Raw genomic sequence first — 26,225 nt, 5'->3', positions numbered from 1 at the left:
ACGGTCGACCGGCATGAGAAGAGCCCCGCGGGACGGAGCCGCGGGGCCCTTCTTTCGTCAGCACCGACGTCAGGGCAGCATCGGTGCCTGGGAAGCGGCGCCGGGGGATTGCGCCGCTGATGTGGTCTCGACCTCTGGCAGTGCGACAGCGCACAGCCGGACGAACATGCAGTTGTCTGTGGTGGGACGTCGTGGAGCGGGACTTCGGGGCTTGCTACGCATCGTGCTGGATGGTCGCGACCACCGCAACCGCTTGACCCAGGCTTGTACGCCTTCTTGTGCTTCTCAGACCTTCTCGCACTTTCCGCCGGCCGGCCCCGGGCGTCCCCGGAGCCGGCCGTTCTCTTGGGTGACCGGGCTGCTGTCCCCTGCCGTCCGGTCACTTCCTGGAGCGAGGTCCCACGACGTGCGGCACGATCCGTACGTCTCATCGCTCCAGCGAGCCACGCGTGGTTCTTTCGGGCCCGCCCCTGGCTGGCACGGACACCGGTACCAACGAAGGGGTGCGGGAGGCGTCACGCGCCGTACGGGTGAGAAGGGGTTCGAATTCAGATGCGACCGCGGCACAGTTCGAGGAGCGTCATGGCGAGGGACGTGCCCGGCTTGCCCAGCGCCTCGCTGTAGTGGGTGAGGACCTCCATCTCGCGGGAGAGGTTCACCCGGCGGCCGCCGGAGTTGATCCGCGCCTCCTGGATGACGGCCGAGACAGCCATACGTTCCTGGATCAGCCCGATGATCCGGTCGTCCAGGGCGTCGATGCGTTCGCGGGCGCCGGTGATCACGTCCGCGGCCTCGGTGGTGCGGGCGCCGGTCACGTCGATGGCGGTCGTGGCGGTCATTTCGGGGCTCCTCGTGGATGGGGGAGGTGCCCCGGAGCGACAGGATCCGGAAACGACAGGCGCCCCGGACCTTGTCGGCCCGGGGCGCCTGGGAAGTCGCTTGTCAGTTGCTCAAGCAGCACGACCATGGCAGCCGGCGGGCCGGGTGCCATAGGTAAAGAGGAAGGTCGGGTGCGTGAGCATGGGGCCAGTATGCCGGGGGAGGGTGCCGGGTCCAAGCCGGTTCGCATGGTGAGACGGGGCTCTCCTTCCGGGACGGGAGGTCACCCGTGGCCACCCCGGTAGAATTGGCCAGCACAGAGACCCCGCCCCACCGCCGGAAGGCTCCCGTGTCACCAGCGACCCCCGCTGCCGCCGCCCCCGACACCGTCCTGGTCGTCGACTTCGGCGCGCAGTACGCCCAGCTCATCGCCCGTCGCGTCCGCGAGGCCCGGGTCTACAGCGAGATCGTGCCGAGCACCATGCCGGTCCAGGAGATGCTCGCCAAGAACCCGGCGGCGATCATCCTCTCCGGCGGCCCCTCGTCCGTGTACGAGGAGGGCGCCCCCCGCCTCGACCGCGCGATCTTCGAGGCCGGCGTCCCCGTCTTCGGCATGTGCTACGGCTTCCAGCTCATGGCGCAGAGCCTGGGCGGGACGGTCGACAACACCGGTGCGCGCGAGTACGGCCGTACCGATCTGCATGTCTCGAAGTCGTCGTCCACCCTCTTCGAGGGCACCCCGGCCGAGCAGCACGTGTGGATGTCGCACGGCGACGCGTGCTCCGCCGCCCCCGAGGGCTTCTCCGTCACGGCCTCCACGGACGTCGTCCCGGTCGCCGCCTTCGAGAACGACGAGAAGAAGCTGTACGGCGTCCAGTACCACCCCGAGGTCATGCACTCCACGCACGGCCAGCAGGTGCTGGAGCACTTCCTGTACCGGGGCGCGGGCCTCAAGCCGAACTGGACCACCGGCAACGTCATCGAGGAGCAGGTCGCCGCGATCCGCGAGCTGGTCGGCGACAAGCGCGCCATCTGCGGTCTGTCCGGCGGCGTGGACTCCGCGGTGGCCGCCGCGCTCGTGCAGAAGGCCATCGGCTCCCAGCTGACCTGCGTCTACGTCGACCACGGTCTGATGCGCAAGGGCGAGACCGAGCAGGTCGAGAAGGACTTCGTGGCCGCGACCGGCGTCCAGCTGAAGGTCGTGGACGCCGAGGAGCGGTTCCTCAAGGCGCTCGCCGGGGTCAGCGACCCCGAGGAGAAGCGGAAGGTCATCGGCCGCGAGTTCATCCGGGTCTTCGAGCAGGCCCAGGCCGAGATCATCGCGGACGAGGGTCCGGCGGTGGAGTTCCTCGTCCAGGGCACCCTCTACCCGGATGTGGTCGAGTCCGGTGGCGGCACCGGCACCGCCAACATCAAGTCCCACCACAACGTCGGCGGGCTTCCGGAAGACCTTGAGTTCAAGCTGATCGAGCCGCTGCGCAAGCTCTTCAAGGACGAGGTCCGGATGGTCGGCCAGGAGCTCGGTCTGCCGGAGGAGATCGTCCAGCGCCAGCCGTTCCCGGGCCCCGGCCTCGGCATCCGCATCGTCGGCGAGGTCACCAAGGAGCGCCTGGACCTGCTGCGCGAGGCCGACGCCATCGCCCGCGAGGAGCTCACGGCGGCCGGCCTCGACCGGGACATCTGGCAGTGCCCGGTGGTCCTGCTCGCGGACGTCCGGTCCGTCGGCGTCCAGGGCGACGGCCGCACCTACGGCCACCCGATCGTCCTGCGGCCCGTCTCCTCCGAGGACGCGATGACCGCCGACTGGTCGCGGCTGCCGTACGACGTCCTCGCGCGGATCTCCACCCGGATCACCAACGAGGTACGGGACGTCAACCGCGTCGTCCTCGACGTGACCAGCAAGCCCCCGGGCACCATCGAGTGGGAGTGAGCCTTTGAGGCTCAGGTCCGCTTGAGAGTGCGCACCGGCTCTCCGGGCCTCCAGACCTGGACGACCAGATACGTGTCGTCCTCGACGTAGGTCCGTACGACCTCCGTCAGCTCGGTGCGGAAGAGGTGGAACGGCTCCGGCGGTTCCACCTCTTGCGTGTACGCCTTCTTCGTCTCGGCGTCCTCGACCTCGATCGCCCGCCCGCTGATCCGGACGTCCCCGCCGCCCATGCCGGTGCCCTCCCCGGGGTTCGCCTGGAGCGCGAAGCGGGGGTCGCGGCGCAGGTCGAGGGCCTTGAGCGAGTCCGGCATCATGCCGAGCCACAGCTCGCCGTTCAGGAAGCGGACCTCCAGTCCGGTGGTGCGAGGGGAGCCGTCCTTGCGGAGGGTGGCGAGGACGTGGTGCGTGAAGGCGCCGAAACGCTCCTCCGTGATGCGGGCGAGCTCCGGTTCCGCGTCGGTGAAAGCAGCCCAGTTCGCTGCGGTGTGCTTGGTCATACGGGGAGTGTCGCGCCGATACCCGACATCCGCTGTCGGGTATGGCGGCGTCATCTTCACCGAACGTCTCTGTTCTCCTGCGCTGACCGCGGGTAGCTTCCGCCCCGTAGGGACGAGCCAGTGCGTTGCGGGAGGACTTGATGCACGGGACCCAGGGGGCAAGCGGGGCCCACGGGACGCATGGGGCTTCTGGGGCCGCCGGTCCCGTGCCGCCTCTCCCGCTGCCCACGGACCAGTTGCAGTTCGCCATGCCGCCGATGCACGAGTCGGTCGACGACGAGCGGCGCCACCGTAAGGAGCGGCTCGCGGGGGCGTTGCGGATCTTCGGGCGGCTCGGGTTCGAGGACGGGGTCTCGGGCCACATCACCGCGCGCGATCCCGAGTTCACCGACTGCTTCTGGGTCAACCCGTTCGGGATGCCCTTCAGGCACGTCACCGTCAGCGACCTGGTCCTCGCCAACTCCGAGGGGCAGGTGATCGACGGCCGTTACCACGTGAACCAGGCGGCCTTCACCGTGCACTCCCAGGTCCACGCCGCCCGCCCGGACGTCGTCGCGGTCGCCCACTGCCACTCGGTGCACGGGCGGGCGCTCGCGGCGCTGGGGGAACTGCTCGACCCGATCACCCAGGAGAGCTGCGCCTTCTACGAGGATCACGCGCTCTACGACGCCTACTCCGGGGTGGCCGTCGACGCCACGGAGGGCCAGCGGATCGCGGCGGCGCTCGGCTCCCGCAAGGCGCTCGTCCTGCGCAACCACGGGCTGCTGACCGTCGGTGACTCGGTGGACGCGGCGGCCTGGTGGTTCCTGTCGATGGAACGGTCCTGCCAGGTGCAGCTCACGGCCAGGGCGGCGGGGCGTCCGGTGCTCATCGAGCATCGGCTGGCGGTGGCCACGCGGGAGCAGTTGGGCGGGGATCTGGTGGCGTGGATCAACTACCAGCCGTTGTGGCAGGACGTCAGTCGGAGTGAGCCGGATCTGTTGAGCTGACGGTTCGCGAACGCCGTGGTTCGCGAGCGCGATGGTTCGCTAGCGCCCAGGTCAAAAGCCCCGGAGGACGACCGCCTTCGTCATGGCGAACTCCTCGTCCGTGAGCACCCCGTCCCGGTGGAGCTCGCCCAACTCCCGGAGCCTGCGCAGGAGTACGTCGTGATGGTCGGCCGGGGGCCGGGCCGGGGCGGAGGCGAGGGCGGGGGCGAGGGCCTGGACGGACGCCGTCGGTCGGGGGCGGTCGGCGGCTTCGGCACCGGTGCGGGTGGACGGGTGCGGGAGGCGGGCGGTGACCGCCGTGGCGACCAGGGCGGTGAGCAGGTCGCGGCGGGCGCTGCCCCACAGGTCCAGGGCGTACGGGTCCTTCTCCGGCGGCAGTTTGGAGAACACCGTCTCGCGGGTCACGAAGCGCAGGAAGCCGTCCTCGTAGCCGGAGTTGGGGAGCCACTCGACCTGGACGAGGTCGCCCACGTGGATGATGCGCGGGCCGGTCGCCCGTTTGACCCGGTCGGAGGTGTCGGACCAGTCGATCCGCACCTGGGTGCCGTCGAAGGAGACCGTGCCGTCGGAGGAGCGGACGGACACTGGGACCGGGGGGCCGGGGAGGAGATAGGCCTTGGTCGGTTCCTTGGGGATCTGGTCCAGGAGCAGCGCGTGGCGGATCTCCTCGGCGATGTACTCGGCGACCCCGGAGCGGTCGATGTCCACCGCCAGCCGGTAGGGGTCCGCCGGCTCGGGCAGTCGGCCGCCGGTCGCCTGGAGAAGCGGGTCGGCGCCCTCGCGCAGGCGCATGCGCAGCCGTCCACGTTTGCGTTCGGGCTCGAAGACGATGCTCGCGACGGCTTCGAGGGGTACGGCGATCTCTCCGTACGTCTGCCGGAACAGCGGCACGGAGCGGTGGAGTCCCGGCGTGATCCGGACCGTTGTGCCGTCGAAGGCCCAGGTCCCGTCGCGCTGGATGATCTCGGCCATAGGGAAATTCTCGCAGTCGGGTCAACACGCTGGTCCGCACATCACCCCGCGCCGGAGGGAGCGGCTGGGCGGGGGACGAGTGGTGTAGGGCACAATTCGCTGTCGGCGCAGGGGAGTTGCCGGTGGTGCGGCGATGGTCGAGGTCCGCGGTGGCCGAAGTCTCCGGTGGCCGGTATCTGAGACGGGCTGTCGATTGTGGGCCCATGGGGCTATAAGGCCATGAGGTCATTGGGTGACCGGGTCTTCGGCGTCACCGGGTCACTTGGGTCAGCAGGTCACCTGGGCGCCAGGGCACCAGGCCACTGGGGCACCAGGTCGTGAGGTTGTGGGGAAGGCGGGCGTCGGGCGTGGCGGTGCAGGAAGCTGGGCAGGGCGGCGCGGTGGCGGGCGTGCGCGGGAGTGGGTATGCGGGCGCGCACGGGGGCGGTTGCACCTGTGGGGACTGTCCGCACGGGGCGCGGTCGGGGCATCGGCAGGCGGTTGCCGAGTTCCTGCTGAAGCGGGACCGGTTCGCGGCAGGTCACGGCTTGCCGGCCGCGGTGGCCCACTCGGCCTCGGCCTCCCGGCAGTGGGTCTCCGAGGAGTTGACGCAGTCGGCGGAACTGGTTGCCGAGCGGGGGCGGGCCGAGGGCCGGGCGTGGTTGGCGCGGCTGTGGTGGCGTACGGCGTGTGTGGTCTGGGGACTGGTCGTGGCGCTGCTGCTGGTGCAGGCGCTCACGGCGATCGGGGCGGGGTGGACGGCGGCGCGTACGGCCGGGCTGCTGGCGGCACTGGTGACCGCCGGGGCGCTCACCGCGGCATCCTGGTTCCACCGGGCGCGGGGCGGGGCGCTGGCGCCGGTCATCGGTGAGGACAACCGGCTGTCCACGTCGCGGGTGGTGGCCGGCGCGTGGGTGCTGTTCCTGGCGTACGCCGTGCTGGTGCTGGTGGGGCAGCTGGCGGCGGCGTCCGGGCACGCTGAGCGCGATGCGTTGATCGCCGGTCTTGAGCTGGGGCGGGGTGCGGGTGTGGTGACCGTGCTCGCCGTGGTGTGTGCGATCGCGGTGCTGGTGCGGCGGGTGGTCGGAGTGCGGGTGCTCGGGCAGCGGCTGCAGAAGGTGCGGGCGGACCGGCCTCGGGCGGCGGATCTGCTGACGGATGACGCGGGGCGGGGGGCCTTCGCGGACATCCAGTACGTCGTGATCGGTGGGGTCGCGCTGCTGTTCGCGGCGGTGCGGCTGGCTCGGCGGCCGGATCAGTTGCCGGACCTGCCGTGGGGGTTGGCCGTGGTGGTGCTGATCTCGGCGGCGACGTATCTGGCCGGGAAGTATGCGGAGGGGGGCCGGCCGGTGATCCTCTCGGTGGTACGGGCCCGGGAGGCCGGGGACCTGGACGCGCCGATCCGTACCGGAGACGACATCGAGATCCGGGGGGCGGGGTTCGTGCCGCCCGGCGCGCAGGGGGCGGACCGGTTGTCGCGGATGGTGGTGCGGATCGGGGCGGTGCATGTACATGTGCCGCTGGTGCCGGTGAACGGGGGCTTCGTCAATCCGACGGACGCGGTGCTGAGAGTGCCGGTGCCGGCGGACGTGGAGCCGGGGCGGGTGGAGGTGCAGGTGGTTACCGCGGCGGGCGTGGAGACCAATCGGTACGCGATCGACGTCACTGATTGACGGTGCCTCCGGCGGTTGGGCGGGGGATGCCTGCGGCGGCGCCGAGTGCGGCTACGGGCCCGCCCTCCCGCAGCGTCCGGCGGCCATCCGGAGGGGCGGGAGAAAAAACGGGGCGGCGCAGGGTTGAGCCGTGTGGCCGCTGCGTACGTATCGTCTTCTGAGGGGTCTCCATGGCGGGCGAGAGGCGGCTACGGGTAATGACTCACGGTATGCACACGGACACGCACACCCCTTACCTCGACGGCGGCCGGGACTGGCGGGACACCGCCACCCGTTACGCACTGCTCCCGCTCCGCGTCTTTCTCGGCGTCACCTTCATCTACGCCGGCCTGGACAAACTCACCGACAGCGCATTCATGAAGGACGCCGGTTCGGGGTCGATCGGCGACATGATGCGTGCCGTGCGTGACTCCTCGGCCATTCCGGCCCTGGTCGACCTGGCGTTGAAGAACCCGGTGGCGTTCGGCAATGCCATCGCCTTCGGTGAGCTGGCGGTCGGTATCGGCACCCTTCTCGGGGTGTTCGCCCGACTGGCGGCGCTCGGTGGCGCGCTCATCTCGCTGAGCCTGTGGTTGACGGTGAGCTGGGCCTCCGATCCGTACTACTACGGCAATGACCTGGCCTACTTGATGGCCTGGCTGCCTCTGGTGCTCGCGGGCGCCCCCATGTTCTCCGTGGACGCGGCACGCCGCGCGCGCCGACGGCAGCGGTCGGGTGGCTACCGCTAGCGCTCGCATCGGCGGATGGTGACGCGGACGCGGAGCCCGGTCAGTGTTGCGGGTCCGTGGGCGTTGGGTCGGCGAGGCGGGCTGATCCGCGGCGTCTGCGTATGCCCCGGGTGAGGAGCGCTACCGCGCCTGCCAGGCACAGGCCGCCCACCACCAGGGGGATCACCGCGAACCACGGTGTCTCCCAGGCGCCGCCCGCGTCACCGGCGTAGATGATGCCCGCGAGGGTCAGGACGGTGCCGGCGACCAGTCTTCCGGGCTGGAACTCATGACGCAGCACGGCTGACCTCCGCCTGTCCCACGCCGACGCTGAGGTCGAGGTCGAGCGTGCCCGCGTTCTTGATGCCGGTGGCCGGTGTCAGGGTCAGCTCCTTGTGCTTGCCCGGTGCCACGTCCACGTCCTGCTTGTCCTCGCCCGGCAACTGGATGTCTCCCACCCCCACGTCGATGCTCACCTTCACGGTCACGTCCTTGGGGACGATCACCTTCAGCCGGCCCATGCCCACGTCGGCTCTCGTCGTCACCGTCTGGTCCCCGGCGAACTTCAGCCCGGTCAGGTCCAGGGTTCCGACGCCGGTGCCGAGGTCGTACTGCTGTTGTACGTCCGCCGCCGTCGCCGGCCGCCAGTTCTTCTCCATCCAGTGGGTGTCGATGTCCCTGGGCAGCGCGGCCGAGGCGGCCAGCAGACCCGCGGTGATGATCGCCAGGAAGACGGAGCCCGCTCCCGTACGCCCCAGGAACGCGCTGACCGCTATGCCCAGACCGAGCACGAGCAGCGCGCAGGACAGACCGGTCTGCAGGCTGGTGCCGAGTGCGTGGTCCTCCCAGGTCGCGCCGGTGCCCAGGGCGCCCGCGAGCAGGGCCAGCAGGAACACCCAGCCGCCGATCCACCGGGGGCCCCGCGGCTTCGGTGGACCGGGGTGCCGGGCGCGTATGTCCTCGCGGCTGCTCCACGTGGTGCCGAGGCTGATGTTGACCGCTGCCGCGATGTCGCGGTCGCGGGAGTCGCGGGGGCCCCAGAGATAGCCCGTGCCGCCCTCGTGTGTGCCGTCCTTGACGATGGGGTCGCGCCACCAGGAGGGGTAGGCGGCGGGGACCGGCGGTGCCTGGGCCTCCGGCGGGGCGTCGGCGACGGCCTGGGCGGCCAGGGGATCGGGGCCGGGGGCGCCGCGATGGCGCGACCAGTACCCGGCGCCCGCGAGGAGGAGGGAGAGGACGACTGCGAAGGTCAGCACGCCGCCGTTCCTCAGCAACGTCAGGAACACACCGCAGCCGACCAGCGCGAACAGCACGGCCGTCAGCGCCTGGCCGTCCACTCGGCCGGTCAGCAGCTTGCGCACCTCGTTCTCGTCCTCGTCGTCGTACGGGACGAAGAGCCAGGCGAAGCCGTAGAAGATGAGGCCGATGCCGCCGGTCGCGGAGAGCACGGCGAGCGTGATCCGGAAGATCACCGGGTCCATGTCGCACTGCCGCCCGAGCCCGGCGCACACGCCGGCCAGCATCTTGTGCCGTCGGTTCCGCCGGAACCGGTGCGGTGGGTCGAGTACGCCCGTCGCCGCGGACGCGTCTGCTTCCGCGCCTGCGTGCGCGCGCGGTTCCTCACCCGCGGCGCTCGCGGACGCCGCGGCGGACGGAGTGCCCGCGGTGGGCACGGTGTCCGGCTCGGGCACGGAGTACGCGGCGTGCTGGTGATCTGTCATGTGTCCATGGTGACGGGCGCGTCGGCCCGGCGGCAGTCGGTATGACCCTGGTCGGACCCTGATATCGGCCCTGAGGCGGGGGCGGGGAAGCGTTCGACCCGGCGGTTTTCGAAGATCAGGGGTGTCTCGGGGGTGGACCCTGATGCCCCGGTGCCCCCGCCGTGTGACCATCGATGGCATGCCGGAAGCCGCAGCAGCGCCACTCGTCGAACCGCGGCCGCCGCGCAAGCTCTACCGCAGCAGCGACGGACGCTGGCTCGGGGGCGTGGCGCGGGGGCTCGCCGGACATCTCGGCCTGCCCGTGGTCTGGGTGCGGCTCGTGTTCGTCGGCCTGTTCCTGGCGGACGGCCTCGGTGCGCTGTTGTATGCCGCGTTCTGGTTCTTCGTGCCGCTCGGCGTCGGCGGCGTCGACGCGCAGAAGCCGTCCCCCTTCGCCACCGAGACCGCGGCCGACGGTCGTCGCAGACTCGTGGCCCGCAAGCCGGACCGGGGACAGATCGTCGCGCTGCTCCTCATGGTCGTCGTGGCGATGGTCTTCGTCGGCAGCGTGGACCTGGGGGGCGGCGCCAAGGCCTACCTCCTGCCCGCCGTGCTCGTCGGCGCGGGCGTCGCCCTGGTCTGGCGCCAGGCGGACAACGCCCGCCGGGCCCGCTGGATGGAGGTCGGGCGGCGCCGGCGCACCCTTACGCTGCTGCGCGCCGCGGGCGGTGTCGTGCTGGTCACGGCCGGTGTCTCCGGCATCTTCGTCCTGCAGGGATCCGCCGCCCATCTGGGCTCCGTCCTGCAGGCGGCCCTGGCGGTCCTCGTCGGCATAACGCTCCTCGCGGGCCCGTACCTGGTCCGGATGACCCAGGACCTCTCCGAAGAGCGCCTGATGCGCATCCGCGCCCAGGAGCGCGCCGAGGTCGCCGCGCACGTCCACGACTCGGTGCTGCACACCCTGACCCTGATCCAGCGCAACGCGGACAACGCGGGCGAGGTCCGCCGCCTCGCCCGGGCCCAGGAGCGCGACCTGCGCACCTGGCTCTACAGGCCCGAGGGCACCGGCAAGGACGAGGCCGACGAACCCGCCAGCCTCGCCGACGCGGTCCGGCGCAACGCCGCCGAGATCGAGGACAAGCACGGCGTCCCCATAGAGGTCGTGGTCGTCGGCGACTGCCCGCTCGACGAGAAAATCGGCGCACAGATGCAGGCCGCACGCGAGGCGATGGTGAACGCCGCCAAGTACGGTGGCGAAGGCGGCGCCGTACAGGTCTACGCCGAGGTGGAGGGGAGGACCGTCTTCGTGTCCGTCCGGGACCGCGGTCCGGGCTTCGACCTCGACTCGATACCCGCCGACCGCATGGGCGTTAGAGAATCGATCATCGGCCGCATGGAGCGCAACGGCGGTACGGCCCGGCTCCGGGCGGTACCCGGCGGCGGTACGGAGGTCGAGCTGGAGATGGAGAGGGCGGAGAAGACGTCATGAGCGACCCGACCGAGGCGAACGGTACGGCGGGAGCGGCGGAGGCGGCCGAGTCCGGCGGCGCGGGCGCGCGCCACGTGCGCGTGGTGCTCGTCGACGATCACCGCATGTTCCGTACGGGAGTCCAGGCCGAGATCGGCCGGACCGAGCAGACCGGCGTCGAGGTCGTCGGCGAGGCCGCGGACGTCGACCAGGCGGTCACGGTCATCACCGCGACCCGGCCCGAGGTCGTCCTCCTCGACGTGCACCTTCCCGGTGGCGGCGGCGTCGAAGTACTGCGCCGCTGCGCCCCGTTGATGGCGGACCCCGAACAGCCCGTCCGGTTCCTCGCCCTGTCCGTCTCGGACGCGGCGGAGGATGTCATCGGCGTGATCCGCGGGGGTGCGCGTGGCTATGTGACCAAGACGATCACGGGCACCGACCTGGTCGACTCCATCTTCCGGGTCCAGGACGGTGACGCGGTCTTCTCGCCCCGCCTTGCCGGGTTCGTGCTGGACGCCTTCGCCTCCACCGACGCCCCGCCGGTCGACGAGGACCTCGACCGTCTGACCCAGCGCGAGCGTGAGGTGCTTCGGCTGATCGCCCGTGGCTATGCGTACAAGGAGATCGCCAAGCAGCTCTTCATCTCCGTCAAGACGGTCGAATCCCATGTCTCGGCGGTCCTGAGGAAGCTCCAGCTGTCCAACCGCCATGAGCTGACCCGGTGGGCGACGGCGCGGCGCCTGGTGTGAGCTGCCTGGTGTGAGCTCAGGGCCCGGCCGGGGCCCGGCTCGCTCGCTCACACCACCCGCGTCGCCCCCGCGAACGGCATTTCGTCGAGCGGCGCCACCCGTACCGGCGCCGAGGGGTTCGGGGCGTGGATCATCTGGCCGTTGCCGATGTAGAGGCCGACGTGGCTGATGCTGGAGTAGAAGAACACCAGGTCGCCCGGGAGCAGTTCGGAGCGGGAGACGCGGCGGCCGGTGTCGATCTGCGCATAGGTCGTGCGGGGCAGGGAGATTCCGGCCGAGCGGTAGGCGGCCTGGGTGAGGCCGGAGCAGTCGAAGGCGTCCGGGCCGGTCGCGCCCCAGACGTAGGGGCTGCCGAGCTTGGAGTAGGCGTAGGAAATCGCCGCCGCGGCGCGTGAGCTGGGGGCCTGGGCGGTGGCGGAGCCAGGGGCAGTCAGGGTGTCGCGGGGGCCCGTCGAGGAACGCGCGGCGCGGTCCGTCGCGCCGCCCCCGCCCTCCTGGAGTCGTGCGCGTTCCTGGGCGGTCAGCTGGGCGAGCAGGTCCCGGGCCGCGTCCAGCTTGCCGGTGATCGTCTTCTTGTGCCGTCGCAGTTCCGTCTGGCGGGACTTCAGCGAGGTCAGTTCGATGCGCGCGGCGCCGCGCAGCTGCTCGATCTCCCGCAGCTGCCTGCGGACGCTCGCGACGGACGCCGCCTGCCGGTGTCCGGCGCGTTCGGCGAACTCCGCGCCGTCGAGATAGCGGTCGGGGTTGTCGGAGAGCGCGAGCTGGAGGGCCGGGTCGACGCCGCCGTCGCGGTACTGTGCCGCGGCCATCGAACCCAGGGCGTCCCGCGCCGAGTTGAGCTTCTCCGTCTTGCGCGCGGCCTCGTCCTGCAGGGCCCTGATCCGTTGCTCGGCCGCGTCCGCCTTCTCCTTGGCGCCGTTGTACTTCTCGGTGGCGACCTCCGCCTCCTGGTACAGCCTGTCCACCTTCGCCTTGACCTGCGCCGGTGTCAGCTGTGGCTCGGCGTGTCCGGTCCCGTCGAACCCGGTCGCCGTCGCCGCGCCCGCCAGGGCGATCGTCCATGCCGTGCGGGCCGTATTGCCGCCGACCGAGCGCTGACGGGGTTTTCGGTGCGCTGCCACGTGGACTGCACGTCCTTTCGTACGACCGCCTCGTCCCGTACGACCGCCGGGGCGGCGGCCGAGCGATCGCCCGGGGCCCGGGGGAAGCGGCGGGTGTACGAGCGCCTGGGGGAGCGGACCGTACGACCGCCCGGGGCGGGCTACGCGTCCGGCGGCGGCCCACACAGGGGAGCGGGTCGCCGCCGGACCTTTCTCGGCGGTGGTGTCCGACTGCCGCCCCTGGCCCGGGCGGCGGTGGGGAGCCGGTCACCTGGTGGAGGACGCTAAACCTCGCTGTGTCGGGGTGGTAACGCGTTGTGCGGAAGTGCCGGGAGCGGACCGCGGGATGACCGCAAGTGAGCGCGTTCCCGGGGTGGAGGCGTCGGGTTCGCGCGGGGTGCTGACCGATGTGGCGGTTTTGGGGGCTCGTAGGGGCGGCGGGGTGCTATGGGGCGCATATATGCAAGATCGGGGAGGGGGCGGGCGTGTGGGAGGTGGGGGAGCGGGGCGGTGTCGGGTGGACGTCCGTGGGTGATTAGGCTCCGGCTCCATGGACGTACTCATCCATCTCTTCGTCGGCCTGCACATCATCGGTATCGCCGCGCTGCTCGGTGGTTTCCTCACCCAGATGAAGGCGATGGGCCAGGGCACCGCCCGGTTCGTCCCCGCGATGCTGCACGGCGCGCTGACCATGCTGGTCACCGGGATGATCCTGGTCGGCCTCAATCAGGCGGACGACCAGCCCGTCAACAACATCAAGATCGGTGTGAAGCTGGCGCTGCTGATCGTGATCCTCGGGCTCGTCTATGTGAAGCGGGACGAGGAGACGGTGGACAAGAGCCTGTTCGGGGTGGTGGGGCTGCTGACCACGGCGAACGTCTTCATCGCCGTGTTGTGGACGTGACGCCGGCCACCGCGGGCGGACAACCCCGGCACGTCCCCCGGCCGGCCGTACGCGGGTGCGCGTACGGCCATCCGTGGGCAGTGCTCTACGCGCGCGTGCCGGAAATCATCGCCACGCGCGCGGGTATCCGTCAGGCCGGGCGGACCACGCTGTGGATCGACGACTCTCCGTCGTAGTAGATCGACTCCTCGCGGACGTATGCACCGGGCTTCGGGGCGTGGATCATCATGCCGTTGCCGATGTAGAGGCCCACGTGGGTGACGTCGTCGTAGAAGAAGATCAGGTCGCCGGGCCGGGCGTTGGAGAGGGAGACCGTGGTGCCGCCGTTGACCTGGTCGTAGGTGACACGGGGGATGTCCACGCCGGCGGCCTTCCAGGCGGCCTGGGTGAGGCCTGAGCAGTCGTAGGAGTCGGGGCCGGTGGCGCCCCAGACGTACGGCTTGCCTATCTGGGCGCGGGCGAAGGCCAGGGCCTTCTCGGCCTTGGTGGCGTACGAGGGGTCCGTGGCGGAGGAGTCCGAGGTGCCGGAGTCGGACGTCGACTCGCCGCTCTCCTGCTGGGCGGCCTCCTGGCGCCGGCGCTCCGCCTCGGCCTGTTGCCGGGCCAGCTCGGCGGCCTTGCGGGCGGCTTCCTCCTGCTTGCGCTTCTCGATCGCGGCGAGGCGGGCCTTCTCCTCCGCCGTCAGCTTGGAGAGGAGTTCGCGTGCGTCGGAGAGCTTTCGCTGGACGGTGGCCTTGGCGGTCTGCAGGTCGTTCTGCGACTCGGTGAGCGTTTCGAGGCTCCGGGTGGCCTCCTGGCGCTTCTTCATCGTCGCGGACTGCTGGGTGAAGTAGGCGTCGACCGACTCTTTTTGACGGTCCGTCATGCGACCCATCAGCTGGGTCTGGTCGAAGTAGTCCTGCGGGGTGTCCGCGAGGAGGAACGTCGCGGTGTCGGGGGCGGCGGCCCCCGTGCGGTACTGGGCCGCGGCGGAGCGGCCGAGCTCCTCGCGCGCCTCGTTGAGCTTCTGGGTGCGCTGGGCGACGTCGTCGAGGAGGGTGTCGACGCGCTTGCGCTGCTTCGCGGTCTTCTCCTTGGCCGCGTTGTACTTCTCGGTCGCCGACTCCGCCTGGCGGTAGAGGTCGTCGACCTTCTTCTCGACCTCTTCGAGGCTCGGCTTGTCGTCCGCCGAGGGGCTCGCGTTGGCCGTCTGGGACAGCAGGGCCACCGAGGTGAGGGCCGCCGTGGCGAGGGCGGGGGTCCGTATGCCTGCTACGCGCGTACCCGCGGGACGCGACTTGCGGTGCGACGCCAAGGGAGGCGACTCCTTCCATGCTCCGCCTACCGAGTTAGCTGTCGGGTTCGGGCGGGTGCTTCGGAAGGGTTGCCCTACGGCCTGCCCCGGGAGGGAGGTCGGGCCGATTCACCCCAGGTTCGGTGGGTCCCCGGCTCCGGTCGCCATGCGCGTACCGGACTCGGCGGAGGCCGTGCGGCCCGGCGACGTTCGCCGGAGGGGGTCGTACGGCCTGCCCGGCACGGTAGCCAACTCGTGTGGCCCCTGTGAAGGTTGATGTTCGATATGCCCGATACATTTTCGTGACCTTGTGGCGGGGTGCCGCGGACCGTGGTCGATCCCGAGGGGTCTGCGGTGAGTTGTGCCTGTTTTGTGCGGAGCGGTGACGTCCGCTTGGTCGATTGCAGACCGTGACAGGGTTGTCATGGAGGGTGAGATGCTGGTAGGGGGCAGGTCTGGAAGATCATCGAGCTGCGAAAACGGGCGATGTTCTCAGGGTGGCGGCGGGCTGTCAGTGGCGCGCCCTAGACTCGGAGAGCGATGAGCAGCCTCTTTGACGACAGCTTCCTGGCGGACCTCCAGGCCCCACGCGGGCACGAGGAGGAGCCTCCGCCGCCGCCCGAGGACGATCACACTCCGGAACCGGTTCCGGACGATCTGTTCGGCGGGAAGTTCGACGTGCCGCCGGACCGGGACGCCTACTACCGCGACGGCGCCCCGCGCCCGGCCATCGACGCGGCCGCGCTCCTGGAGGGGCTGAACGAGAACCAGCGCGCCGCCGTCGTCCACTCCGGTACCCCGCTGCTCATCGTGGCCGGCGCCGGCTCCGGGAAGACGCGGGTGCTCACCCACCGCATCGCCCATCTGCTGGCCGAGCGGAATGTTCATCCGGGGCAGATCCTCGCGATCACCTTCACCAACAAGGCCGCGGGCGAGATGAAGGAGCGCGTCGAGCAGCTCGTCGGCCCGCGGGCGAACGCGATGTGGGTGATGACCTTCCACAGCGCGTGCGTGCGGATCCTGCGGCGGGAAAGCAAGAAGCTCGGCTTCACCTCGTCCTTCTCGATCTACGACGCGGCCGACAGCAAGCGGCTGATGGCGCTCGTCTGCCGTGATCTGGATCTCGACCCCAAGCGGTTTCCGCCCAAGTCCTTCAGCGCCAAGATCAGCAACCTCAAGAACGAGCTGATCGACGAGGAGGACTTCGCGGCGCAGGCGAGTGACGGCTTCGAGAAGACCCTCGCCCAGGCATACGCCCTGTACCAGTCGCGGCTGCGCGAGGCGAACGCCCTCGACTTCGACGACCTGATCATGACGACGGTCAACCTGCTGCGCGCCTTCCCGGACGTCGCCGAGCACTACCGCCGCCGTTTCCGGCATGTCCTGGTGGACGAGTACCAGGACACCAACCACGCCCAGTACGCCCTGGTCCGCGAGCTCGTCGGCACCAGCGAGCATCCCGTCGACGTGCCGCCCAGCGAGTACGACATCCCGCCCGCCGAGCTGTGTGTGGTGGGTGACGCCGACCAGTCGATCTACGCCTTCCGCGGCGCGACGATCCGCAACATCCTCCAGTTCGAGGAGGACTACCCGGACGCGACGACCATCCTGCTGGAGCAGAACTACCGGTCGACGCAGACCATCCTCTCCGCCGCCAACGCGGTCATCGAACGCAACGAGTCCCGCCGCCCCAAGAACCTGTGGACCAACGCGGGCGCGGGCGCACGCATCACCGGGTATGTGGCGGACACCGAGCACGACGAGGCGCAGTTCGTCGCCGACGAGATAGACCGCCTGACGGACGCGGGCGAGGCGAAGGCCGGCGACGTCGCCGTCTTCTACCGGACGAACGCCCAGTCCCGTGTCTTCGAAGAGGTCTTCATCCGCGTCGGCCTGCCGTACAAGGTCGTCGGCGGCGTGCGGTTCTACGAGCGCAAGGAGGTCCGGGACGTCCTGGCCTACCTGCGCGTACTGGCCAACCCGGAGGACTCGGTCCCGCTGCGGCGGATCCTCAACGTGCCCAAGCGGGGCATCGGCGACCGCGCCGAGGCCATGATCGACGCCCTGTCCCAGCGGGAGAAGATCAGCTTCCCGCAGGCGCTGAAGCGGGTCGACGAGGCGTACGGCATGGCCGCGCGGTCCACCAACGCCGTCAAGCGGTTCAACGCGCTCATGGAGGAGCTCCGTACGATCGTCGAGTCCGGCGCGGGACCGGCGACCGTCCTGGAAGCGGTGCTCGAACGGACCGGCTACCTCGCCGAGCTGCAGGCCTCGACCGACCCGCAGGACGAGACCCGTATCGAGAACCTCCAGGAACTCGCGGCCGTGGCCCTGGAGTTCGAGCAGGAGTCGGGGGAGGGCGAAGCCTCCGGCGGGCTGGCGGACTTCCTGGAGCGGGTCGCGCTCGTCGCCGACTCCGACCAGATCCCGGACGAGGAGGAGGACGGCTCCGGCGTCATCACCCTGATGACCCTGCACACCGCCAAGGGCCTGGAGTTCCCGGTCGTCTTCCTCACCGGCATGGAGGACGGCGTCTTCCCGCACATGCGCGCCCTCGGCCAGACCAAGGAGCTGGAGGAGGAGCGGCGCCTGGCCTACGTCGGCATCACGCGCGCGCGGGAACGGCTGTATCTGACGCGCTCGTCGATGCGCAGCGCGTGGGGGCAGCCGTCGTACAACCCGCCGTCCCGCTTCCTGGAGGAGATCCCGGCGCAGCACGTGGACTGGAAGCGCACGGGCGCCTCCGCGCCGGTCTCCTCCGGCCCGGCGTCCGGGATCGCCGCCTCGCTGTCCTCGTCCCGCTCGCGTTCCTCGGCCTCCGGCGCATCCGGTTTCGCCACGCGCCGGACCTCGGAAAAGCCGGTCGTCCAGCTGGCGGTCGGGGACCGGGTCACGCACGACCAGTTTGGGCTCGGCACCGTCATGGCGGTCAAGGGCACGGGCGCGAACGCCGAGGCGACGGTCGACTTCGGGGACGCCAAGCCGAAGCGGTTGCTGCTGCGGTACGCGCCGGTGGAGAAGCTGTAGCACTCACCAGTGCGCCCCCGCCGCACGGCGAGGGCGCACTGGGAGGCTGACGGGCGTACTCGGATCAGGGGTTGCGAGGGGCTCAGGACGGGTTGAGCCCGTGGCTGCGCAGCCACGACAGCGGGTCTATCGCCGAACCGCCGCCCGGCCGTACCTCGAAGTGCAGATGCGGGCCGGTGGAGTTGCCGGAATTGCCGGAGTACGCGATCGGGTCGCCGGCCTTCACCGTCGTACCGGAGGCGACGCGGTAGCTGGAGAGGTGGCAGTACCAGGTCTCCGTGCCGTCCTTCGCGGTCACGATCATCATGTTGCCGTAGGCGCTGTTCCACTGCGTACGGACGGTGCCGTCGGTCGCGGCCATCACCGTCGTGCCGTACGAGACGGGGAAGTCGATGCCGGTGTGCACGGACATCCAGTTGATGCCGGACTGGCCGAAAAAGGCGCTGAGGCCGTGCTGGGCGACCGGAACCGCGAACTTCGGGCGCAGCCGCTCCTTACGGGCCGCCTCCTCCGCCGCCTTCCGCTTCTCGGCCGCCTGCTGGGCCTTGAGATCGATGCGCTCCTGCGTACGGCTGGCCCGGTCGGCGAAGTCGTCGGCGCCGGCGGAGAGGCTCTGGAGCTGGGTGTCCAGCTTGTTGTTCGCGGTGGACGGCTTCACGGCCTCGCCGTCCGAAGCCGTCGTCGAGGTGTCCTTGTCGTCGGTCAGGCTGCCGACGGACGCGGCGGCGATCCCCGCGACGCCCATCACACACGCCGAGGGCACGGCGATCGTCAGCAGCGCGGAGCGCTTGGGGGGCGTACGGCGGCGGGAGCGGGCTCCACTGCGGGAGCCGGCGCGCGGGGAGGGGGCCGGAGCGGACTCCTCCTGGTCGTCGAGCAGGGGGGCCGCGCTGGGGAGTTCGCCGGTGGCGGTCAGCTCGGCGTCGCCCTGGGCGGGGTCGTCGTAGCCGGTGGAGCCGCCGTGCTCGATCTGCTCGAAGTGCGCGGTCGCCTGCTGGTCGAAGGATTCTGCTGACTGCCCGTACCCGTCGGCCGCGTGCCCGGCGGTGCCGTCGGAGTTCCACTGTGTGGCGTCGTACGCCCCGGTGTCGAAGGCCTGCGTGCCCCATTCCCACTGCTGGGTCTGGTCGGCCGGGGTGCCGGAGAGGTCGGGCTGGGTCCAGGCGCTGGTGTCCCACTGGCCGGAGGCGTCGTGGCCGGTGGCCTGCTGCGGGACGAAGGGGAGTCGCTGCTGCTCGTCCGTCCAGGCGGTGGTGTCGTACACGCCGGTGTCGTAGGCGGCGTGGTGCTGGGCCGCGTAGGCGTCGTAGTGCACGGTGTCGTGGCTGCCCGTGGACCACTGCGTGGTGTCGTACGCGCCCGTGTTCTCACCGGGGAGGCTGCCGAAGAGGGGGTCGGCGTCGAAGCTGGCGGTGGTGTGGCCGGCGGCGCCGAATCCGGTGGCGTCGTACGTGCCGTATGTGGTGGAGTCACCGTAGTGGGCTTCCTGGGCGCCGTACGACGCGTAGTGCGCCGAGGCGGCATCGGAAGCCGGAGCCGGGGAGGTTGCGGTCCCCGACGGGTGACGATCGTTCACCAACTTCTCTCTCGCCTCGACAACAGGGGCTGCCAGAGCAGTGCGGCGACTGTACCCGGCGGTACGCGGGCACGACAATCTTCGGCAGGTTTCGCGCGCGAAGGAAACGGGCATTCGGCCGTGTTTTGGCGGACTGCGGGCGCGAGTTTGGCCTTGTGTTCGAAGATTGTTCGATGTCGGTCGCTGTCCCAGGGCTGTTCCAAGGCTGTCCTGGGGCTGTCCTGGGGTTGTCGGGGGTCGTCGGGGCTTGTCGGCGGGCTGTGAGGGGGGCGGTCAGGCCACTGTCAGGCCGCCCGGCCGGGGGGTCGCCTCGGATCCTGGCCGTGCGGTGTCGAGGGCCTGCCTTATGCCGGTCGCCACTGCGGGGTGCACGGGCAGGGCGAGGTGGCCGATGCCGGTCACGCGGATGTTCTCCGCCGTCAGGTCCGGGTGGTCGATGCAGGCCGTCTCCAGCGGGTCCATCAGGTGGTCGAGGTCGCTCCAGAAGCTCACGAAGTGCGTACGGCAACCGGGCGCGGGGCGGGCCAGTTCCTCAAGGACCGGTGATCCGGGGCGCATCTGACGCACGATCGGGTGCGCGTTGGCCAGCGGCACGACGCTGGTGCCGGCGTGCGGTGTACCGAGCGTGACGAGCGTGCGGACCCTGAGGTCGCCGCCGAGGCACTGCACGTAGTAACGCGCTATCAGCCCGCCGAGGCTGTGTCCGACGACGTCGACCTGCCTGCTGCCGGTGCGCTCGCAGATGCCCTCTATGTGCCGGCCGAGCAGTTCGGCGGCCGAGCGGATGTCACAGGTCAGCGGGGAGTAGTTGAGCGACTCGACCTGGTGCCTGCCGTGCTGGGCGAGGCTGCGGCGCAGCAGGACGAAGACCGAGCGGTTGTCGATGAAGCCGTGCAGCAGGACGACGGGCGGGTTGGTCTCCGTCGGCAGCTGGGCGGTGTCCTGGGGCAGCTTGGGGGTGGTCCGGCGCTCCTGGGCAACACCCGAGGGATAAAGGAGCAGGTGGCCGGCGAGGATCGCGATCTCCAGGGCGGTCGCCTTCAGCAGGGCCACGGAGAGGCCGGCGATTCTGCTCGGGAGCAGGCGACGGCAGAGCGGGAGAAAGGGGAGTGCTGCCCCGGTGACCTTCATGGCCGACCTCCTTGCGGCACGCAGGAGGACGGCTCCGGCCCCCGTGTGCCCTCGTGGGAGGCCGCGGCCGAGGTGGCCGGCGGGGCATGAGGAGGGCGCGTGGGGCAAGCGAGGCGCGTGGCCTGGGTCGGCCCGGTGGAGCTCGGTGCGCCGATGGCCTGACGAGGCTCCTTGCCGGTGTGGCGACGAGGCTCCCCGCTGTCGTGCCTTACCTGCCCTACGTGCCCTTCGTGCCACCGTCGATACGCCGCACCGTCGCGACGCGCGACCTGCGGCGCGGTGGTGCGGCGACCTCGTTGCGGCTCCCGTTGCGCTTGGTCCCGCTGCGACGCGCGCACCGCAGACTGCCGCGGCCCGTGTGCCGCAGAGATATGGAACGGTGCGCGGCGAACGTGTCCCACCGTGTGATTTCCCCCTCGGTATGCACCGCGAAACTGCCGGTTGCGGGATGCTGGAGATAACGTTCGTTCACTTCCCCGGGCGGTGTGGCCCGGGCGTCCGTGCCAGCGTGGCGCCGTCCGGAGCGGTGGGCGAGGGAAAAGTGCGATACACGCACCATGTATGTCATGTGCGATGGGTGCGGCATGACGTGTTGTGCGGCATAACGCATAGGTGAGCGGTACCTGTCGGTACGGATGGATGTAGTCGCTTCATGGAGGCAGTGATGGGTGTGGCAGCCGGTCCGATCCGCGTGGTGGTGGCCAAGCCGGGGCTCGACGGCCACGATCGCGGGGCCAAGGTGATCGCGCGGGCGCTGCGTGACGCCGGTATGGAGGTCATCTACACCGGCCTCCACCAGACACCCGAGCAGATCGTCGGCACCGCGATCCAGGAGGACGCCGACGCGATCGGGCTGTCCATCCTCTCCGGCGCCCACAACACCCTCTTCGCCGCGGTGATCGACCTCCTCAAGGAGCGCGACGCGGAGGATATCCTGGTCTTCGGTGGCGGAATCATCCCTGAAGCGGACATTCCCCCGCTGAAGGAGAAGGGCGTCGCGGAGATCTTCACGCCGGGGGCTACGACGCAGTCGATCGTGGACTGGGTGCGGGCCAACGTGCGTCACCCTGCGGAGGCGTAGGCCGGTGCGGAGCGGGTCGGCCCGGGGTGACCGTCAGCTGGGGGCTGCGCCCCCGGACGGGCCGGCTGTGCCCAGTTCCTCGATCATCGCCGCCCGCAACCGCAAGGTCGTGACGAGCCGCTGGAACGCCTCCGCCCAGTAACCCCCGGCCCCCGGCGACGCGTCCTCCGGCTCGTCCGGTACCGCCAGCAGGCCGTCTAGGCGGCTGGCCTCGGCCGGGTCGAGGCAGCGCTCGGCCAGGCCCATCACTCCACTGAAACTCCATGGATAACTCCCCGCGTCCCGCGCGATGTTCAGCGCGTCGACCACCGCCCGCCCGAGCGGCGCGGACCACGGCACCACACACATCCCGAGGAGCTGAAACGCCTCGGACAGGCCGTGCATCGCGATGAACCCGGCCACCCACTCGGCCCGTTCGCCGGAGCCGAGCGTGCCGAGGAGCTTCGCGCGCTCGGCCAGGGACACGGCACCCGGACCGCCCGCCTCGGGAGCGGAGGGTGACCCGAGGAGTGCCCTCGCCCACTCGGCGTTCCGCTGCCGTACCGCCGCCCGGCACCATGCCGCGTGCAGCTCGCTCTGCCAGTCGTCCGCCACCGGCAGCGCCACGATCTCCCCAGGCGTACGCCCCCCGAGCCGCCTCGGCCACGCCCCGAGCGGTGCCGCCTCCACCAACTGGCCGAACCACCACGACCGTTCGCCCCGACCTGCCGGCGCCTTGGGCACGACCCCGTCGCGTTCCATGCCCGCGTCGCACTCGTGCGGTGCCTCCACCGTGATCGTCGGAGCCTCCCGGGTGTGGTCCAGCGCCACACACGTCCCGGCCCGCACCGCCATCCGCGCCGCGAGCGCCGACTCCGGCAGCGCGGACAGCAGCTCCGCCGCTGTCGCCCGGACGTTGCGGCTGCGGTCGGCCAGCGCCTGCTCCAGGAACGGCTCGTCCTCGGGGCCAAGGCCGGCCCGCAGCGAGTCGAGGAACATCAGCCGGTCCTCGGCCCGCTCCGTCGCCCATGTCGTGGTCAGCAGCTCCCGTGCGGCCGCGGGCTCGTGCGCGCGTATCGCGGAGAGCAGGGCGACCCGCTCGGCGAACAGCCCCTCCTGCCACAGCTGTTGGACCTGGGCCGCGTCCTCCAGATGCGGTAGCGCCGCGCCCGCGCCCGGAGTGGCACGCAGGGCGAACCGCCAGTCCGGGTTCAACCGGGCCAGCCACACCGCCCGTGGGCCCGCGAACGTCAGCGCCGCTGGCCGCAGGTCCGTACGTCCACGTGCCGCGTCCAGCAGCGCGGGCAGTGCCTGCGGGGGCGGCGCGAAACCCCGCTCGTTCGCCGCCGCGAGCCACTGGGGCAGCAGTTCCATGAGGTCCGGTGCCGTACCTCTGCGGCCGCCGCCGGCCGCGCCGGGACGGTCGGCCAGCAGCATCGCCAGCCTGCGGGCCGCCGCCGGGGGAAGTGCCGGCCGGGGATCCTCGGGGGCCGGTCGCGGGCGCTGCGCCGCTCGCGCCGGCCGCAGTCCGGCCCGCCGTCGTACGGTCTCCACGGCCGCCGCGTCCAGCAGCGCCACGGGCGCCTCCCGGCCCGGCTCGCAGCCCGGGGGCGTACGCCGGTCCGTGCCGAGCAGTGCCGTAGTAACGAGTTCCTCCCAGGCGGCCGGCGCCGGCGAATCCGCAGGAAGTGCGGGACTGTTCATGGGGGTTCCTTCCTCTCTGGCCTTCGTGCCGGCTGCCGTGGAGCGGCTGAGGGCTCAGCAGGGTGGTCGGGGACTGGAGCCGCGGTCGCGGCGAGATGCGGCCCTCAGCACAGCTGCACCACCTCGCCCTTCCCCTCCGCCCAGGCCGTCAACGGGGTGAAGCCGCGGTGGCCGCACTCGCCGAACACCTTGACCGGCGCGCCGCCCGACAGCGCGACCAGGCGCCACAGGCCCGGGCGGGCACGAGCGGCCGGGGTGAGCGGCAGGGCGGTGTCCGCGTCGGCGTCCGCCAGCTGCCAGGAGTCGCCGTCCGGGGTCGGTACGACCCGGTCCAGGGTCACCGGGACGGAGTCCAGCCACGGATCGCCGCGCAGCGCCTCGCCGTAACGGGCCGCCGCCTCGGCCGTCGTCACACCCGGCGGCCGGATCGCCGTCGGCGCGGGCGGTGCGAACTGCTCGCCCAGGGCGGCCCGCAGTTGCCCGGCACCCGGGTACGCCGACACCTCCGCCTCCAAAGCCAGCCCCACCGGCAGGGCCAGCTCCGGGGCGCGGCCGGCGGCACCGTAGGAGAGGAGCAGCGCGGTGCGGCCCGAGTCGGCGCCGTACAGCCATATCCGGCGCGTCGTCAGTTTCACGTCGGCCGTGTCGTACTGGGCGAGGACCAGCCAGCGGTCCCGCACGGGCGGGCCGTCCGCCGAGGCGGGCAGGCCGACGCGGGAGCGGACGGTGTCCGCCAGGCCGTCGGGCAGCAGCTCGCGGCGCAGCCAGCCCTGGTCGAGGAGATGGAGCAGGGCGCACTCCTCAAGCAGGCGCACCGGCCAGCCGGGACCGGACGCCGGGATCGCCCCCAGTTCCCGGACCCGCGCGGCCAGCCCCGGCGCCTGGGCGTCGACCATGCGGGCCGCCGTCTCCTCCCCCAGCCCGTACCCCGCCTGTTCCGCGCCGGCCAGGCCGCCGCGCAGCAGGTCCGCCAGGCGCTGCTCCAGCTCCGTCGCCCCCGCGGTGACCCGCACGGCCCGGCGCTCCGCCCTGCGCCGTGCCGCCTCCGGGTCAGCGGTTCCGGAGGCGGAGCCGGGCGCGCTCGCCGTCCGCTTCTCCTCCGCCCGCTGCCTTCTCCCCTTTATCCACTGCTCCGCCCAGTCCGGCGGCTGCCCCGGCGGCACCGCACCGTCCCCGCCCGCCCAGAGCAGCAGCAGCCCGAGCGCGTGCTTGCACGGGAACTTCCGGCTCGGGCAACTGCACTTGTACGCGGGCCCGGACGGCTCCGCGATGTCGATGACCGTCTGATACGGCTTGCTGCCACTGCCCTTGCACAGCCCCCACACCGTCCCCTCGTCGGAACTCCCCGCCTCGGACCACGGCCCGGCCGCCCCGAGTCTGCTTCCCGCTTTGCGTGACGCGGCGTCAGGCGCCAGTGCCAGCACCTGGTCCGCGGTCCAGCGCACCCCCTGCTGAGTCATGCCATCGAAGGTAGATCCCAGCACTGACAATCGGCCGGGACCGAGGCTGCGCGAGCACCCTCGCAGGCGCGTTTGCGCAGGTCGGAACGCATTGTCAGTGGCGTGGTGCAACGTGGATGCCAGATCGAACCGGCCGAGCTGGAGGGGGACTTCGTCATGTCTGTGTCCGTTGAGCCGACATCCGCCGAAGCGGGGGAGAGGCACTCGTCCGAGGCGTTGCGACCGCATGCCGAGGACGCCTTCGCCCATGAACTCGCCGCGCTGGCCACGCAGGACGACCGTCCGCGCCCGGCCCGCTGGAAGCTGTCGCCGTGGGCCGTGGCCACGTATCTGCTCGGCGGCACGCTGCCGGACGGCACGGTGATCACACCCAAGTACGTGGGCCCGCGCCGCATCGTCGAGGTCGCCGTCACCACGCTCGCCACCGACCGCGCCCTGCTCCTGCTCGGCGTGCCCGGCACCGCGAAGACCTGGGTCTCCGAGCATCTGGCCGCGGCGGTCAGCGGTGACTCGACGCTGCTGGTGCAGGGCACGGCGGGCACACCGGAGGAGGCGATCCGGTACGGCTGGAACTACGCGCAGCTGCTCGCGCACGGGCCGAGCCGGGACGCGCTGGTGCCCAGCCCGGTCATGCGGGCCATGGCGGAAGGCATGACCGCCCGTGTCGAGGAGCTGACCCGTATCCCGGCCGACGTGCAGGACACGCTGATCACGATTCTGTCGGAGAAGACGCTGCCGATACCGGAGCTGGGGCAGGAGGTGCAGGCGGTCCGCGGCTTCAACCTCATCGCCACGGCCAACGACCGTGACCGCGGGGTCAACGACCTCTCCAGCGCTCTGCGCCGCCGCTTCAACACGGTGGTGCTGCCGCTGCCGGAGAGCGTCGAGGCCGAGGTGGACATCGTCTCCCGCCGCGTCGACCAGATCGGCCGTTCCCTCGACCTGCCGGCCGCGCCCGACGGCATCGACGAGATCCGCCGGGTCGTGACCGTCTTCCGCGAGCTGCGCGACGGGGTGACGTCCGACGGCCGCACCAAGCTGAAGTCACCGAGCGGCACGCTGTCGACGGCCGAGGCGATCTCCGTCGTCACCAACGGCCTCGCGCTGGCCGCCCACTTCGGCGACGGCGTGCTCCGGCCCGGCGATGTCGCCGCGGGCATCCTCGGCGCCGTCGTCCGCGACCCGGCGGCCGACCGCGTCATCTGGCAGGAGTACCTGGAGGCGGTCGTGCGTGAGCGGGACGGCTGGACGGACTTCTACCGGGCCTGCCGGGAGGTGAGCGCGTGAACGGCGACCTCGGGTGGGGGCGCCCGCGGGGTGGTTCGGCGGGGAGTGGATCCGTGGCGGTGGCGGTGGCGGGTCGTGGGAGCGGGACGGTGGTCGGCGGCGACTCGGGGTGGCCACGGAGTTGAGGGGCGGGGCGATGTGCGGTGGTCCGCGGGCGAGGGGGACGGTGTGAACGGGGGCGATGTGCGGTGGCCCGAGGGTGAGGGGGTAGGTGTGACAG

The 26,225-nt window shown here is 71.3% G+C and carries 21 protein-coding genes and 1 riboswitch; of the genes, 10 read left to right on the top strand and 11 right to left on the bottom strand.

Going from position 1 to position 26,225, the window contains the following annotated elements:
- Positions 1–548 precede the first annotated feature (548 nt).
- Entirely contained in the window at positions 549–839 is a 291-nt protein-coding gene (locus tag AQI70_RS18635) for a chorismate mutase (RefSeq protein WP_003998731.1), read from the bottom strand.
- Positions 840–1,168: 329 nt separating this feature from the next.
- Between AQI70_RS18635 and guaA the strand changes: the two genes are divergently transcribed.
- Positions 1,169–2,749, top strand: coding sequence for a glutamine-hydrolyzing GMP synthase (gene guaA / locus AQI70_RS18630; RefSeq protein WP_062151137.1), 1,581 nt, complete (start codon positions 1,169–1,171; stop codon positions 2,747–2,749).
- Positions 2,750–2,760: 11 nt separating this feature from the next.
- Here the strand turns inward: guaA and AQI70_RS18625 are convergent, their stop codons facing one another.
- Positions 2,761–3,246 (bottom strand): pyridoxamine 5'-phosphate oxidase family protein, encoded by a 486-nt coding sequence (locus AQI70_RS18625; protein ID WP_062151134.1) that lies wholly within the window; start codon positions 3,244–3,246, stop codon positions 2,761–2,763.
- 140 nt (positions 3,247–3,386) lie between these two features.
- Between AQI70_RS18625 and AQI70_RS18620 the strand changes: the two genes are divergently transcribed.
- Positions 3,387–4,235 (top strand): class II aldolase/adducin family protein, encoded by an 849-nt coding sequence (locus tag AQI70_RS18620; RefSeq protein ID WP_062151964.1) that lies wholly within the window; start codon positions 3,387–3,389, stop codon positions 4,233–4,235.
- Positions 4,236–4,286: 51 nt separating this feature from the next.
- On the opposite strand, the gene AQI70_RS18615 is transcribed toward AQI70_RS18620, so the two are convergent.
- A complete protein-coding gene (locus AQI70_RS18615) occupies positions 4,287–5,207 on the bottom strand; it encodes a DUF4429 domain-containing protein (protein ID WP_062151131.1) in 921 nt (306 codons plus the stop codon).
- 347 nt (positions 5,208–5,554) lie between these two features.
- On the opposite strand from AQI70_RS18615, the gene AQI70_RS18610 reads away from it, so the two are divergent.
- On the top strand, positions 5,555–6,859 hold the full coding sequence (locus AQI70_RS18610; RefSeq protein ID WP_062151128.1) for a hypothetical protein: 1,305 nt from the start codon (positions 5,555–5,557) through the stop codon (positions 6,857–6,859).
- A gap of 197 nt (positions 6,860–7,056) precedes the next feature.
- A complete protein-coding gene (locus AQI70_RS18605; RefSeq protein ID WP_062151125.1) occupies positions 7,057–7,587 on the top strand; it encodes a DoxX family protein in 531 nt (176 codons plus the stop codon).
- 40 nt (positions 7,588–7,627) lie between these two features.
- On the opposite strand, the gene AQI70_RS18600 is transcribed toward AQI70_RS18605, so the two are convergent.
- Together AQI70_RS18600 and AQI70_RS18595 are read right to left on the bottom strand one after the other, a co-directional pair.
- Positions 7,628–7,867 (bottom strand): hypothetical protein, encoded by a 240-nt coding sequence (locus AQI70_RS18600; protein WP_062151122.1) that lies wholly within the window; start codon positions 7,865–7,867, stop codon positions 7,628–7,630.
- Positions 7,854–9,287 (bottom strand): PspC domain-containing protein, encoded by a 1,434-nt coding sequence (locus AQI70_RS18595; protein ID WP_062151120.1) that lies wholly within the window; start codon positions 9,285–9,287, stop codon positions 7,854–7,856. The genes AQI70_RS18600 and AQI70_RS18595 overlap by 14 nt, the downstream gene beginning before the upstream one ends.
- A gap of 142 nt (positions 9,288–9,429) precedes the next feature.
- Here AQI70_RS18595 and AQI70_RS18590 point away from each other — a divergent pair, with 142 nt between their 5' ends.
- Both AQI70_RS18590 and AQI70_RS18585 read left to right on the top strand, forming a co-directional pair.
- Positions 9,430–10,755 (top strand): ATP-binding protein, encoded by a 1,326-nt coding sequence (locus AQI70_RS18590; protein ID WP_208607392.1) that lies wholly within the window; start codon positions 9,430–9,432, stop codon positions 10,753–10,755.
- On the top strand, positions 10,752–11,483 hold the full coding sequence (locus tag AQI70_RS18585) for a LuxR C-terminal-related transcriptional regulator (protein ID WP_062151114.1): 732 nt from the start codon (positions 10,752–10,754) through the stop codon (positions 11,481–11,483). Before AQI70_RS18590 ends, AQI70_RS18585 begins: the two co-directional genes overlap by 4 nt.
- Before the next feature lie 47 nt (positions 11,484–11,530).
- On the opposite strand, the gene AQI70_RS18580 is transcribed toward AQI70_RS18585, so the two are convergent.
- A complete protein-coding gene (locus tag AQI70_RS18580; protein WP_062151111.1) occupies positions 11,531–12,604 on the bottom strand; it encodes a C40 family peptidase in 1,074 nt (357 codons plus the stop codon).
- A gap of 529 nt (positions 12,605–13,133) precedes the next feature.
- Here AQI70_RS18580 and AQI70_RS18575 point away from each other — a divergent pair.
- Positions 13,134–13,487, top strand: coding sequence for a hypothetical protein (locus AQI70_RS18575; protein ID WP_062151108.1), 354 nt, complete (start codon positions 13,134–13,136; stop codon positions 13,485–13,487).
- 130 nt (positions 13,488–13,617) lie between these two features.
- Here AQI70_RS18575 and AQI70_RS18570 read toward each other — a convergent pair whose 3' ends face one another.
- Positions 13,618–14,781: a C40 family peptidase gene (locus AQI70_RS18570; protein ID WP_062151105.1), complete on the bottom strand. Its 1,164-nt coding sequence runs from the start codon at positions 14,779–14,781 to the stop codon at positions 13,618–13,620.
- Positions 14,782–14,789: 8 nt separating this feature from the next.
- Positions 14,790–14,957, bottom strand: a riboswitch (cyclic di-AMP (ydaO/yuaA leader).
- A gap of 343 nt (positions 14,958–15,300) precedes the next feature.
- On the opposite strand from AQI70_RS18570, the gene pcrA reads away from it, so the two are divergent.
- Positions 15,301–17,787 carry a DNA helicase PcrA gene (gene pcrA, locus AQI70_RS18565; RefSeq protein WP_062151102.1) on the top strand — a complete coding sequence of 829 codons (2,487 nt, stop codon included), beginning with the start codon at positions 15,301–15,303 and terminating at the stop codon, positions 17,785–17,787.
- A gap of 82 nt (positions 17,788–17,869) precedes the next feature.
- Here the strand turns inward: pcrA and AQI70_RS18560 are convergent, their stop codons facing one another.
- Positions 17,870–19,363: a M23 family metallopeptidase gene (locus AQI70_RS18560; protein WP_062151099.1), complete on the bottom strand. Its 1,494-nt coding sequence runs from the start codon at positions 19,361–19,363 to the stop codon at positions 17,870–17,872.
- Positions 19,364–19,636: 273 nt separating this feature from the next.
- Complete coding sequence (locus AQI70_RS18555) at positions 19,637–20,494, bottom strand: esterase/lipase family protein (RefSeq protein ID WP_062151096.1); 858 nt, start codon at positions 20,492–20,494, stop codon at positions 19,637–19,639.
- A gap of 664 nt (positions 20,495–21,158) precedes the next feature.
- Between AQI70_RS18555 and icmB the strand changes: the two genes are divergently transcribed.
- The gene (gene icmB / locus AQI70_RS18550; RefSeq protein WP_062151093.1) at positions 21,159–21,575 is read left to right on the top strand and encodes a coenzyme B12-dependent isobutyryl CoA mutase small subunit; all 417 of its coding nucleotides are present in this window, start codon (positions 21,159–21,161) and stop codon (positions 21,573–21,575) included.
- Between the two features lie 33 nt (positions 21,576–21,608).
- Here the strand turns inward: icmB and AQI70_RS18545 are convergent, their stop codons facing one another.
- The gene (locus AQI70_RS18545) at positions 21,609–23,258 is read right to left on the bottom strand and encodes a DUF5691 domain-containing protein (RefSeq protein WP_062151090.1); all 1,650 of its coding nucleotides are present in this window, start codon (positions 23,256–23,258) and stop codon (positions 21,609–21,611) included.
- Positions 23,259–23,362: 104 nt separating this feature from the next.
- Entirely contained in the window at positions 23,363–24,718 is a 1,356-nt protein-coding gene (locus tag AQI70_RS18540; RefSeq protein WP_062151087.1) for an SWIM zinc finger family protein, read from the bottom strand.
- Positions 24,719–24,874: 156 nt separating this feature from the next.
- Here AQI70_RS18540 and AQI70_RS18535 point away from each other — a divergent pair, with 156 nt between their 5' ends.
- Positions 24,875–26,005, top strand: coding sequence for an ATP-binding protein (locus tag AQI70_RS18535; protein ID WP_062151962.1), 1,131 nt, complete (start codon positions 24,875–24,877; stop codon positions 26,003–26,005).
- The last annotated feature ends 220 nt before the right edge of the window (positions 26,006–26,225 follow it).

The organism is Streptomyces curacoi (genome assembly GCF_001513975.1).
Classification (GTDB): Bacteria; Actinomycetota; Actinomycetes; order Streptomycetales; family Streptomycetaceae; genus Streptomyces; species Streptomyces curacoi.
This window is presented reverse-complemented; position numbering and strand designations above follow the sequence as displayed.